Source organism: Mesorhizobium sp. M7D.F.Ca.US.005.01.1.1 (assembly GCF_003952545.1).
Taxonomy (GTDB): Bacteria; Pseudomonadota; Alphaproteobacteria; order Rhizobiales; family Rhizobiaceae; genus Mesorhizobium; species Mesorhizobium loti.
Genome location: NZ_CP034453.1, coordinates 1,203,620 through 1,216,353 on the forward strand (window position 1 = coordinate 1,203,620; position 12,734 = coordinate 1,216,353).

General features: G+C 65.6%; 11 protein-coding genes. 6 read left to right on the forward strand and 5 right to left on the reverse strand.

The genetic code is table 11. The features are described 5' to 3' along the window. Positions 1 to 14 precede the first annotated feature (14 nt). Positions 15 to 1,025, reverse strand: a complete 1,011-nt coding sequence (locus tag EJ076_RS05845; RefSeq protein ID WP_126067226.1) for an ABC transporter permease — start codon at positions 1,023 to 1,025, stop codon at positions 15 to 17. 242 nt (positions 1,026 to 1,267) lie between these two features. On the opposite strand from EJ076_RS05845, the gene EJ076_RS05850 reads away from it, so the two are divergent. Next, a complete protein-coding gene (locus tag EJ076_RS05850; protein ID WP_245462961.1) occupies positions 1,268 to 2,299 on the forward strand; it encodes a substrate-binding domain-containing protein in 1,032 nt (343 codons plus the stop codon). Here EJ076_RS05850 and EJ076_RS05855 read toward each other — a convergent pair whose 3' ends face one another. Genes EJ076_RS05855 through EJ076_RS05870 form a run of 4 tightly spaced genes read right to left on the reverse strand, consistent with a single transcriptional unit; the run spans position 2,300 to position 6,116 of the window. After that, positions 2,300 to 3,472 carry a mandelate racemase/muconate lactonizing enzyme family protein gene (locus EJ076_RS05855; RefSeq protein WP_126067228.1) on the reverse strand — a complete coding sequence of 391 codons (1,173 nt, stop codon included), beginning with the start codon at positions 3,470 to 3,472 and terminating at the stop codon, positions 2,300 to 2,302. A 9-nt stretch (positions 3,473 to 3,481) separates the two neighbouring features. Beyond that, on the reverse strand, positions 3,482 to 4,471 hold the full coding sequence (locus EJ076_RS05860; RefSeq protein WP_126067229.1) for a transketolase C-terminal domain-containing protein: 990 nt from the start codon (positions 4,469 to 4,471) through the stop codon (positions 3,482 to 3,484). Then, complete coding sequence (locus EJ076_RS05865; RefSeq protein WP_126067230.1) at positions 4,468 to 5,316, reverse strand: transketolase; 849 nt, start codon at positions 5,314 to 5,316, stop codon at positions 4,468 to 4,470. Before EJ076_RS05865 ends, EJ076_RS05860 begins: the two co-directional genes overlap by 4 nt. Before the next feature lie 5 nt (positions 5,317 to 5,321). Then, positions 5,322 to 6,116: an SDR family oxidoreductase gene (locus EJ076_RS05870; protein WP_109667078.1), complete on the reverse strand. Its 795-nt coding sequence runs from the start codon at positions 6,114 to 6,116 to the stop codon at positions 5,322 to 5,324. 118 nt (positions 6,117 to 6,234) lie between these two features. Between EJ076_RS05870 and EJ076_RS05875 the strand changes: the two genes are divergently transcribed. The 5 genes from EJ076_RS05875 (at position 6,235) to EJ076_RS05895 (ending at position 12,594) form a co-directional block, all read left to right on the forward strand. After that, positions 6,235 to 7,455, forward strand: a complete 1,221-nt coding sequence (locus EJ076_RS05875) for a mandelate racemase/muconate lactonizing enzyme family protein (RefSeq protein WP_109667076.1) — start codon at positions 6,235 to 6,237, stop codon at positions 7,453 to 7,455. Between the two features lie 130 nt (positions 7,456 to 7,585). After that, positions 7,586 to 9,985 (forward strand): thiamine pyrophosphate-dependent enzyme, encoded by a 2,400-nt coding sequence (locus tag EJ076_RS05880; RefSeq protein ID WP_126067231.1) that lies wholly within the window; start codon positions 7,586 to 7,588, stop codon positions 9,983 to 9,985. 32 nt (positions 9,986 to 10,017) lie between these two features. Beyond that, the gene (locus EJ076_RS05885) at positions 10,018 to 11,028 is read left to right on the forward strand and encodes a C-terminal binding protein (protein ID WP_126067232.1); all 1,011 of its coding nucleotides are present in this window, start codon (positions 10,018 to 10,020) and stop codon (positions 11,026 to 11,028) included. After that, positions 11,025 to 11,741, forward strand: a complete 717-nt coding sequence (locus EJ076_RS05890; RefSeq protein WP_126067233.1) for an E3 binding domain-containing protein — start codon at positions 11,025 to 11,027, stop codon at positions 11,739 to 11,741. Before EJ076_RS05885 ends, EJ076_RS05890 begins: the two co-directional genes overlap by 4 nt. Positions 11,742 to 11,823: 82 nt before the next feature. After that, positions 11,824 to 12,594 carry a GntR family transcriptional regulator gene (locus tag EJ076_RS05895; protein WP_126067234.1) on the forward strand — a complete coding sequence of 257 codons (771 nt, stop codon included), beginning with the start codon at positions 11,824 to 11,826 and terminating at the stop codon, positions 12,592 to 12,594. Positions 12,595 to 12,734 lie beyond the last annotated feature (140 nt).

Here is a 12,734-nt window from a genome sequence, read left to right on the forward strand (position 1 = left end):
CTCCCGCGGGTTGCTCAAGCGCCGGCGATGAAGTAGCGGCGGCGCAATATGTCGAGGCCGACGGCCATGACCATGATCACGCCGACCGCGATCTGCTGCCAGTTGGAGTTGACGCCGATGACGACGAGGCCGCTCTGCACCACTTTCAGCATCAGGATGCCGACGACGCCGCCGGCAACCGTGCCGGCGCCGCCGAACAGGCTGACGCCGCCGACCACGACGCCGGCGATGACGGTCAGTTCCCAGCCGCTGCCGATCGAGGTGCCGCCACTGCCGAGATCGGCCATGACGAACATGCCGGCGATCGCCGACAGCGCACCAACCACGATGAAGGCGCCGATTTTGTAGGCATTGGTGTCGATGCCGACGAGATGCGCCACTTCCTTGTTGCCGCCGGTTGCATACATGTTGCGCCCGAGCACGGTGCGCCGCAGGACGAAGTCGGCGATCACCGCGGCGATGATGAAGAAAGCGAAGCTCCAGCCGAGCCCGAAGGCGAGATCGGTGCCGCCGATCGTATTGATCGTCTGTGGCAGCGGGTAGACCGGATAGCCGCCGGTCACCACTTGGATCAGGCCCTGGCCGATGAACAGCATGCCGAGCGTCTGGATGAAGGCGGGGATGCCGAGCCTGACGACGATCAGGCCGTTGACGAGGCCGATCAGCGCGCCGACGCCGACGCCACCGATTATAGCGATCGAGACCGGCAAGGCGGCTGCCGTCATCAGCTTGGCGGCGACCACGGCCGACAGTCCGGCCACCGAGCCGACGGACAGGTCGAACTCGCCGGCGACCAGCAGGATGGTCTGGCCGATGGCGATGATGCCGACAAACGACACAACGTTGAGAATGGCGCGGATGTTTCGCTCGGACAGGAAGGCCGGCTCGAGCAGCCAGAAGAAGGCGATCAGCAGGGCCATGGCGGCCAGCACGCCGACTTCGCCGACGGCAATGAAGCCGATCAGCCGCCGCCGGAACGATTGCGCGTCCCGGGGCGGCGAGCTCACGTCTGCCGCGCTGTTCATTCCTGACCTCCCTGGCGGTGCCTGCTGCCGGCTCTGCGTCCGGCACCATTTACCCGCGCCAAACCTGGCACGCCTCGACCTCATTAAGATTATAATATTATAACTTGTCAACGGCGAAATGTTTGGCGGTTGCTGCAACCGGCGCATCGCTGGAAAGCGCGCGCCGCAACCGCTATGAATGGGCTGATGTCGCGTGGTCCGGAGATTGTTTTTGATGGATCGCGCTCTCTTGGAGCATGGTGATGACCGATAGACCGCCGGCGGGCGAGAAGAAGCCGCAGCGCCTTGGCGTCCGCGAGATCGCCAAGCGCGTCGGCGTCGCGCCGATGACGGTATCGCGCGCGCTCTCCAATCCCGACATGGTCTCGCCGGAGACGCGCGCCAAGGTGCTCGAGGCCATCGAGCAGGCCGGCTTCGTGCCGAACCGGCTGGCGTCGAGCATGCGCGGCAATGGCCGCATGATCGGCACCGTGGTGCCGCCGCTGATCAATTCGGGCATCGCCGAACAGGTGCAAGGCATGTCCGACGAATGCCATGAGAGCGGCTATTCGATGCTCCTGGTCCAGGGCGAGTTCACACAGGAAGCCGAGGAGAAATCGATCCGCAATCTGCTCGGCTGGCGTCCGGTCGGCATGATCCTGCAGAGCTTCGTGCAAAGCGAGACGGCGCGCGCGCTTCTCAAGAGCAGCGGTGCGCCGGTGGTCGAGATATCCGAGATCAAGGGCCGCAAGCCGATCGACATGGTGGTCGGCGTCTCCAATTTCGAGACCGCCTATGCCATGACCATGCATCTGGCGGCCAAGGGCTACAAGCGCATCGGCTTCGTCTCGACGCCGATCCATGGCAATGACCGCCTGCAGCAGCGCCGCACCGGCTATCACGCCGCACTCACTGAACTCGGCATCAAGAACCATGACGACATGGAGGTCGAGGTGCCGATCACCGCCCAAGGCGGTGCCGAGGCGCTGGTGACATTGACCTCCCGCCACAAGGACATCGACGCCATCTTCTTTTCCAGCGACACGCTGGCCGTCGGCGCCGTGCAGGAATGCCATCGTCGGCGCTGGGCGGTGCCGGGCAGGATCGCCATTGCCGGCTATGGCGACATGGATCTGGCAGCCCAGCTCTATCCGCCGCTGACCACTGTGAAGGTCAATCGCTACGAGATGGGCCGGCGCGCGGTGCGGCAATTGCTGGCAAGGCTCGGCGGCAACACCAAGGTGCCGACCATCACCAGCCTCGGCTTCGAGATCGTCGACCGCGACAGCGCCTGATCAGTTCTTCCGCTCTTCCCGTCGCCCGAGGCGCTTTTCCCAGCCTTCGGCATGGACGTTGAGATAGGCATTGGGATCGTAGGGGTGATCCTTGATCGCATCGATGTTGAGATCGATGCCGAGCCCCGGCGCGTCCGGCAGCGACAAGTGGCCATTGTCCGGGTTGACGGCCGGATGCCAGGTGACGAGGTCGCGCGTCCACGGGTCGTTGAAGGCGTCGAAATGTTCCTGGATGAGGAAGTTCGGCACCGCCGCGGCCAGCTGCAGGCACACTGCCGTCGCCACCGGTCCGCCGCTCTGGTGGGGCGCGATATGGCTGCCATGAGCCAGCGCCAGATTGGCCACCTGCATCGACGGCGTGATACCGCCGAGCGACATCGGCTCGGGCTGGAAGATGTTGACGCCACCGCCGGCGGCAAGCGTGTAGAACTGCCCGACCGTGTCGTACATCTCGCCGGTCGCCACCGGGATCGGCGATCGATGCGCCACTTCGTGCACGGTTTCCTGCCGGTCGCGCGAGGTCGGCTCCTCCCACCAGTAGATGTCGAGATCGGCGAATTTTTGGGCCGCCTGCAACGCGGCGATCTCGGTGAAGCGGGCATGCACATCGATCAGGATCAGCGTGTCCTTGGGCAGTTCATCGCGCAAGGTCCGGCAGATCGCGTAGGACAGGTCCAGCTCCTCGCGCGCTATAAAACCTTGCGCGGTGCCGAACGGATCGAGCTTGAACGCCTTGAAGCCTTTGGCCAGCACCGCCTTGGCGGCCTCGAGAAAGGCTTCCGGCGTGCGCTCGGTGCGATACCAGCCATTGGCGTAGCCGAGCACGCTGTCGCGCACCTGGCCGCCGAGCAATTGATGGATCGGCACGCCGAGGCTCTTGCCCAGAATATCCCAGCAGGCGACCTCGACCGCCGCGATGACCGTGCGGTGGATATGGCCGCCGTCGAGCGAGACACTGTCCAGCATGCGTTTGGCCAGCGCATTGATGCGGCGGGGATCCTGGCCGATGGCCAGATGCTTGAGTTCATGCACGCCGGCTTCGGTGGTCTTGATGAAGCCGTTCAGCGTGCCTTCGCCGACGCCGTGAATGCCGCTGTCGGTATGGACTTTGACGAATAGCCAGTTCTTCCACCCGGCGCCGACGGCAAAGGTCTCGATCTCGGTGATCTTCATGCGAAAGTCCTAGCCCAGCGCAGCAATCGTTGCGATGACGGCCTCGGTGGTCAGGCCGTATTTCGCTTGCAGGGTCGGCACCGCGCCGCATTCGATATAGCGGTCGGGCAGGCCGATACGCGTTACCTTCTTCGCAATACCGGCATCGAACAAGGTCTCGACGACAAGGCTCGCTAGCCCACCGACAACGACGTGGTTTTCCGCCGTGACGATACGGCCGACGCCGGCCGCGAACTCAGCCACTGCCTCGGCGTCGAACGGTTTTATGGTCGGCACATGCAGCACGCCGGCTGACATGCCTTGTTTGCGCAAGGCGTCCGCAGCGTCCAGCGCCCGCTCGGTCATGAAGCCGGTCGAGATGATGCCGACATCCGACCCTTCGCGGAGCCGCCGCGCCTTGCCGATCTCGAAGCGATAACCGGGTTCGAACACGACAGGCACGCTGCCACGCAGCAGCCGCATGTAGACCGGACCCCGATGCTCGGCGATCGCCTCGGTCGCCGCCTCGATCTCGGTCGCGTCGCAGGGATCGATGATGGTGAGACCGGGGATCATCCGCATCAGCGCCAAATCCTCGATCGCCTGATGCGTGCCGCCATAGCCGGTCGTCAGGCCGGGCAGGCCGGCGACGATCTTGACGTTGAGGTTGGAGTGGGCGAGCGCGATGGCGACGAAATCATAGGCGCGCCGCGTTGCGAACACGCCATAGGTGGTGGCGAACGGCATCTTGCCGGCGCGCGCCAGCCCGGCGGCGACGGCCACGAGATTCTGCTCGGCCATGCCGACATTGAAGAAGCGGTCCGGGAAGGCGTCGCGGAACGGCAGGATGTCGGTGTATTTGCCGAGATCGGCGGTCAGCCCGACAACGTCTGGATGGCTCTGGCCGAGCCGGGCCAGTGCCCGGCCGAACGGCGCCTCGACGCTTCGACGGCCGCCGCCGACCGCTTCATCCTGGCCCATGGCCAGCGTGCGGCCGGCCTCCACTGCCGCGCCGCTCATGGGGCCGCTCCCGCGCTCTTCTCGAACTCGGCGATGATGCCGTCCCATTGCGCGACGTCGATGCGGAAGAAATGCGATTTCTCGCTGCTCTCGATGCGCGGCACGCCCTTGCCCGGCAGCGTGCGCAGCACGATCGCCTTCGGCTTGCCGTTGCGCTCACGTGCGCCAGCCAGCGCGCCGACCACCGCCGTCATGTCGTTGCCGTCGATCTCGAATGTTTCCCAGCCGAAGGCGCGCCATTTGTCGGCTACAGGCTCCATATCGAGCACGACAGGTCCGTCGGCCTGAATGCCGTTGCAGTCGATCAGCGCCACCAGCCCGTCGAGCCTGAAATGGCTGGCCGACATCGCCGCTTCCCAGGTCGAGCCCTCTTGCATCTCGCCATCGGAAAGCTCGACGAAGACGCGCGCGTTATAGCGATCGACGCGCAAGCCCAGTGCCTGGCCAACGCCTTGTCCCAGGCCATGGCCGAGCGAGCCGCCGATCATCTCGACGCCGGGCGTGGTGTCGAGCGTCGACATCTCCAGCCGGCTGTTGTCGGCGCCATAGGTGACCAGTTCCTCGACCGGAATGATACCGGCCTCGGCAAGTGCGGCCCAAAGCGCGATGGAATAGTGCCCGGTCGACAACAGGAAGCGGTCGCGATCGGGCCAGGCCAGATTGTGCGGGTCATAGCGCAGTTCGTGGAAATAGAGTGCGGCCAGCGCATCGGCGATACCGAGACCCTGGCCGATATAACCCTGCCCCTGGCCGCGCGCCATGGTCAGCATGTGGCGACGCAAACGTGTTGCCTTGCGTTGGAGCGCGCCGATATCGGCGGTACCAGGAGGGGAGTTTCGCAACATTTGGATCAGTCCTTGTCGAGCCCGCCCGACATGTTGAGCCGCTCGGCAGTCATGTATTTGGGCGAATCGAGGCACAGCCAGACGACCGCTTCGGCGACCTCGGAAATCTCGGCGCGTCGGCCGAGCGGAATGCGGCGGGTGCGCTCGTCGAGAAAGGCCTGCAGATCATTGCGGCCGTTGGCGCGGGCGAGATCGGCCTCTGTCGAGCGCTGCATCTCGGTGTCCATCATGCCCGGCGCCAGGCTGTTGACCAGCACGCCATAGGGCGCCAGCGCCACCGCAGCAGCCCGCGTGATGGAGTCGACGCCCGCCTTGCTGGCGGTGTAGGCGGTGTAATCGGGCAGCGCCATGCGCGAGCCTGGCGAGGTGATGTTGACGATGCGCCCCGAACGCTGCTCGCGCATCACCCGGCCGGCCGCCTTGCAGGCCATGGCAAGCGCGGTGACATTGAGCGCCAGCGTGAGCGTCCACGCTTTGAAGGTGGCGTCGAGGAACGGCTCGATCACGCCGTAGCCGGCATTGTTGACCAGGATGTCGATCCCGCCCCAGCGCGCGACCACTTTTTCCACCGCCGCTTCCGGCGCTCCCTCCAGCGTGAAATCGCCTGTTATGGCTTCGGTTTCCGCGCCGGTATCCCCGATTTGCCGGGCGGTTTCGGCCAGTCCATCGCCATTGATGTCTGCAATTGCGACGGCACAGCCGCGCCGAGCCAACTGGATCGCCACCTCGCGGCCGAGACCGCCTGCGGCCCCGGTGACCAGTGCCCTCGGTCGCGTGGTATCGTGAGTTTCGGCAGGCAAGCGAGCACCCTCCCGGTGGCCATCTTGACGGGATTGATACCGGTACCATAAATGACTGTCAACGGGGATATGCTATTGCAGGCCGAGCCACACGGCTCGTCGGAATCGGGAGGAAAGAATGAAAGTCGTCGCGCTCGAAACGCTGCAGCTGGCCGAGTTCCCGTTCCTGTTCTGGCTGCGCGTCCACACCGATGCCGGCGTCATCGGCACCGGCGAGACCTTCTGGGCGCCGGGGCCGGTCGCCTCCTATATCCACGACAATGTCGCCGCCTATCTCCTGGGCAAGGACCCGCGCGACATCGAGTTGCATGACCGCACGCTGGGCAGCGTCTATGTCGGCGCGCGCGATTCCGGCGCCGAGGTGCGCGGCAATTCCGCCGTCAACATCGCGTTGTGGGACATCTATGGCCAAGCGCTCGGCGAGCCGGTCTGGCGGCTGCTCGGCGGGCGCACCCACAGAACCGTTCCGATCTACAACACTTGCGCCGGCTACAAACATGTCCGCGCCACAAAGAAGAACGCGCTGTTCGAGCGTGGCGAGGACTGGTCGCTCAAGGCTGGCGATTCGAATGAGGGACCGTACGAGGATCTGCTTGCCTGGCGCTACAATGCCGGCGACCTCGCCAAGAGCCTGAAGTCGGAAGGCATCGGCGCCATGAAGATATGGCCGTTCGACATCGCCGCCGAAGCGTCGAACGGCGCCCGCATTTCGCTTGCCGACCTCGACAAGGCGCTGGAGCCCTTCCAGAAGATCCGCGATGCCGTCGGCCGCGACATGGAGATCATGGTCGAGCTGCACGGCCTGTGGACCCTGCCGCCAGTGCTGCGCATCGCCGAGGCGTTGAAGCCCTACGACGTCGCCTGGCTGGAGGAGCCGATCCGTTACAACGAGCTCGACGCCATGGCCGAGCTTGCCCGCCACACCTCGATACCCGTCGCCGCCAGCGAAAGGCTGGCCTCGCGTCAGATGTTCAAGCAGCTGATCGACAAGCGCGCGGCTAGCGTGATCATGATCGACCTCGCCTGGTGCGGCGGCCTCTCGGAAGCGCGCAAGATCGCCAACATGGCCGAAGCCAGCGAACTGCCGGTGACCCTGCATGACTGCACCGGGCCGATCGTCTATGCCGCCAGTTGCGCGCTCTCAGCCACCTTGCCGAACGTCAATTACCAGGAAGCGGTGCGCGCCTATTTCACCGGCTGGTACACCGAGATCGTCGCCGACATACCGCCGGTCAGCAATGGTCATGTCGCGCCGCTCGAAGGGCCGGGGCTTGGTCTCAGCCTGCGGCCCGAGCTGTTCCAGCGGCCCGACGCGACCGTGCGCATCACGAAAATCTAGCCGTCAGCGGGCTCTTTTCTGAGCCAGTAGACATTATGCTATTATAATCTATGATGGACCGAAGCGGGCGACCCACAAGCTCGCCGCCGGCGTTGTGCTGACCGGCGCAGACGGGTTCAGGGAGGCTTTGGTGGCAATTTCTGCGGCGCGCGCACGCGAGGATTCCAGGGGTGCGCCAAACCTCCCCGACCGGAAGATCCTGCTCGACCTGTTCGAACGCATGGTGCTGTTGCGCCGCTTCGAAAGCATTGCCCAGATCGCTTGCCGCAAGGGCGAGACGCCCGGCTTCCTGCATCTCTATATCGGCGAGGAGGCGACCGGGGTCGGCGTCTGCGCGCATCTGCGCCCGACCGACTGGGTCACCTCGACCCATCGTGGCCACGGTCACGCGCTGGCCAAGGGCGCCAACCCAGGGCGGGTGATGGCCGAGCTGTTCGGCAAGGCCGACGGCATCTGCGGCGGCCGCGGCGGCACCATGCATCTCTACGACCGCTCGGTCGGCCTGTTCGGCACCAATGGCATTGTCGCCGCCGGCATCGGCCATGCCGTCGGCATCGGCATGAGCGCGCGCCAGCAGGGGCGTGACGACATCGGTGTCGCCTTCTTCGGCGACGGTGCCGCCAACCATGGCGGCTTCCACGAGGCGCTCAATTTCGCCGCCGTGCAGCGGGCGCCGGCGGTCTTCGTCTGCGAGAACAACCTCTACGCCACGGCGACGCCGCTCAACTCCGTCACGCTCAATCCCGAGATCGCCACCAAGGCCGCCTCCTACGGCATGCCCGGCGTTGCGGTCGACGGCAACGACGTCTTCGCCGTCTGGCTGGCGATGAAGGAAGCCACCGAGCGCGCCCGCGCCGGCAAGGGCCCGACGCTGATCGAGGCCAAGACCTATCGCACCGTCGGCCACCATGAAGGCGACCCGGTCATCGGCACCTACCGGACGCAGGAAGAACTCGACGCCTGGATCAAGCGCGATCCGATCGACATGTTCCGCAAGAAGCTGGTCGAGGAGTATGGCGTTGCCGATGCCGAGGCATTGGCGGCCATCGAAAGCCGTATCGAGAAGGTGGTCGAGGAGGCGCTGGCCTTCGCCCGCAACTCGCCCGAGCCCGACCCGGCGACCGTGCGCCTGCATGTCTTTGCAGATCCGATCAACCCGCCGGCCGCCTTGGCTTGGCGTGCCGTCGGCGAGACGCGCACGCAAGGCTGGCTGGAGGCGGTGCGCGACGGCATCGCCGAGGAGATGCGCGCCGATCCGGCGATCCTCTATTTCGGCGAGGGCACCGGTGAACGCGGCGGTAGCTTCGCCCACACCAAGAACCTCTGGCAGGAGTTCGGCGCCGAGCGCATGGTCGACACGCCGATCTCCGAACAGGGTTTTACCGCCGCCGCCGTCGGCGCCTCGGCCACCGGTGCGCGCACTGTCTCGGACCTGATGTTCGCCGACTTCGCCTTCGAGACCGCTGGGCAGATCTTCCTGCAGGCAGCGAAGCTGCGCTACATGACCAGCGGCCTGATGAGCGCGCCGATGGTGGTGCGTGTCGGCGCCGGCGCGTTGCGCAGCTCCGGCCCGCATCACAGCGGCATCTATCACCCGGTCTTCGCCCACATGCCGGGCCTCATCGTCTGCGTGCCCTCGACCCCGGCCGATGCGAAAGGCCTGATGAAGACGGCGCTGCGGGCCGGCGATCCCGTCATCATGCTCGAACCCAAGGCTCTGTTCGCCTCCAAGGGCGAGGTGCCGGTCGGCGAACATTATGTGCCGTTCGGCGTCGCGCGCATCGCGCGGGCCGGCACCGACATCACCATCGTCGCCGCCGGCCAGATGGTGCAGCGCGCGCTGGAGGCGGCTGCGGCATTGGCGGCGGAAGGCATCGAGGCCGAGGTGATCGATCCGCGCACCATCATGCCGCTCGACATCGACACGATCGTCGCCAGCGTGCGCAAGACTCACCATCTGCTTATCGTCGACGAAGCCTGGGCGATGTGCGGCCTCGGCGGCGAGATCGCGCAGGCCATCAACGAACTCGCCTTCGACGAACTCGACGCGCCGCCCGGCAGGCTGCACACTGCGCCGACCTCTCATCCTTTCGCGCCGGTGCTGGAGCGCGCAATGCTGGTCGACACGGCGCGCATCGTCCAGGGCGTGCGCGACGTCATCGCGGGCAAGCCGCCGGTGCCGGATCACTGGTACACGGTCGGCCTGAAAAGTGCTGCGCCGGCTAAGCCTGTGCCCGCTCCAGCCAAGCCGCAGCCCGCCACGCCGGCGCTAACGACTGCACCTGCCGCCAGCGACGACGAGCCGATAACCATGCCGTTCGGCGACCTCACCGTCAGCGAAGGCACCGTCGTCAAATGGCTGAAGGCGGTCGGCGATGCGATCAAGGAGGGCGAACTGATCGCTGAGATCGAGACCGACAAGGCCGTGGTCGAGATCGAGGCGCCGATCAGCGGCACGCTAAGCGCGATCGACCAGCCGGTCGGCGCCGTCGTGCCGATGGGCGGCCGCATCGGCTGCATCAAGAAATAACCACCTCCCACGTGAAATCCGAAGGGCAAAGCATGAAGATCCTGTGCGCCAATTGGCAAGCCGCCGACGAGGCCGAACTTGAGCGCGAGCACTATCCTGACATCGAGCTCATCCTCGCCCGGTCGACCAACGACAAGGCCGCCAGTCTCGATCCGGCTGTCTGCGAGACGGTCGATGCCGTCATCAACTATTCGCCCACCCACAATGTCGCCGCCGCTCCGACCGCTTTCCCAAAGGCGAGGATCGCGGTGCGCTCCGGCGTCGGCTTCGACAACATCGACACGGCAGGCTGGGGCGCGCGCGGGATCCCTGCCTGCAATGTGCCGGACTACGGCACAACGGAAGTCGCCGACCACGCCATCGGCCTGATGCTGGCGCTGACGCGCGGCACCTCGGCCTATGGCACGGAGCTTGCCGGCCATGGCACCGAGGGCTGGCATTTCTCCAAAGCGCCGCTGGTGCGCCGGCACAAGGGCGCCATTTTCGGCATTGTCGGGCTTGGCCGCATCGGGCTGGCCACGGCGCGCCGCGCCGCCGCCTTCGACATGAAGGTGGTGTTCTACGATCCGCATCTTCTGTCCGGCGTCGACCTGTCGACCGGCTACGAGCGGGTCCATTCGCTGGCCGAACTGATGGGGCGGGCGGATGTGGTCAGTGTCCACGCGCCGTTGAGCGAGGAAACCCGCAAGCTGCTTGGCGAGGCCGCCTTCGCCGCCGCCAAGCCTGGACTTGTCCTCATCAACACGGCGCGCGGCCCGATCGTCGATCTCGACGCGCTGGAAGCCGCGATGCGCAAGGGCACAGTCGCGGGAGCGGGGCTCGATGTGCTGCCGAACGAACCCGGCGACCTCGACCATCCGTTGCTGGCGGCATGGCGCCGCCGCGAGCCGTGGATCGCCAACCGGCTGATCGTCACACCGCACGCGGCCTTCTACAGCCCGGCATCGATGCGCGACCTCAGGCTGAAATCGATCGAGGTCGTGCACGCCTATCTCGCCGAGGGCCGGCTCACCAACTGCGTCAATGCAGAGTATCTGAAATGAACATGGCGGTGGCGCAGACACCGCGGCTGGCTGTTTCGCCCTATGCACGCCGCCTGGCGCGCGAGCGCGCTCTTCTGCTCGAAACCCTTCGTGGCAGCGGACCGGGTGGCCGCATTCTGGCCGCCGATGTGCTGGGCTTCGTTCCGGTCGCCACGCCCGTAAACCTGCCTGGCATCGTCGCCCCTTCCGTTGCTGCTCCCCGCACTGCCGCCTTTGCGGCGTCGGTTGCGCTGATCGCGCTGCGAGACCTGCTGGCCGCGCTGGAGAGCACAGGGAGGGCGTTCGACTTTGACGACGTGCTGTTGCGCGCGGTGGGTCGTGTATGCGGTGAGATCCCGGATGCCGCCAAGGCCAGCGACACTTCGGTGGCGATGGAACTGGCAGGCCGGCAAGCGGTGTTTGCGACCGTCCCCGAGATGCCCCTGACGTCGCTGCACGCGACGCGGCTTGCAGGCCTGGCCGACAGTCGCGACGACGCGGAAATGCCGGCGCTGCTGTCCATCCGCCTGCTGCCGGCGAGCGACATCCGGCCGCTGATGCTGCCGCTGTTGCCGGGCCGCGCCATGCGCCTGGCTGTCTCGGTCAGCACCGCAGGCGACCATGCCGAATGCCTGCTCATCACGGATGCGGCAAGCGTTGACGAGGTTACCGCCGCGGCGTGGCTCACCGCCCTGAAATCGGCGATCGAACATCCGCTCCGCCTCTTGGTCTGATGTTGCCGATCGTCGTCGGCATCGCCTAGCCTCCGGGCAAGGAAGCTATTATAAAAGCTTCGACACAGGCGCGACGAGGCTCATGGATAACTCCGTTCCCACCATCGACAGTCTTCCCCGGCGCACGCTCGGCCGCTCGAACGGGCCGCTGTATCGCCAGCTAGCCGACATACTGCGCGAGCCGATCGGCAACGGCACCTTCCCCGTCGGCGGCGAACTGCCGAAGGAAGCGACCATTGCCGAGCACTTTGGTGTTAGCCTGATCACGGTGCGGCAAGCGTTGCGAGACCTCGAGGCCGACGGGCTGATCAGAAAACGGTCGGCGAAGCCGGCTGTGGTCACGGCGCGCAATCCGTCGGTCAATCTGAGCTGGAAATTCAAGAATTTCGCCGACATGGCGGCGTTCACCAAGGACGCGCAACTGACGGTGAAATCCTATCGCAAGGAGGTTTCCCCCGTGCTCCAGCGCCATTTCGGCATGGCCAAGGACGAGGCGGGTTACTGTCTTCGCGGCATCCTGTCGGTGGGCGAGCAGAAGAAGGCGCAGATCACCAGCTATTTCCCGCCTGCTGTCGGAGCGAAGCTGAAGCGGGACGATTTTTCCGACGTGCTGATCTTTCGCTCGGTGCAACGGCATCTCGGCCTTCGGCTGGACGTCGCGCATGTCACGGTCCGCGCCGAGATCGCCGACGAGGCCATCGCGGAAGACCTCGGCGTCGCTCTTGGCAGTGCGGTCCTGAGCGTGGAGATGCTCTATCAGTCTGCCGACCAGCAGAGCATCGAGTTCACCATAGCCCGTCATCCGGCCGATCTCTTCAGCATCAGCTACGACGCGCCGAACGACCTGGCCTGAACCCGCCCGGCGGGCCCGATCGGCGCGATTGTCCACGCGGATTTCCGTATCGCGCCCATGGACAGTTTTATAAAATTATAATAGCATCATAGCTAGGATGAAGGCCGCGCCGAGAACCACGATCGAACGTGGATGCGCGA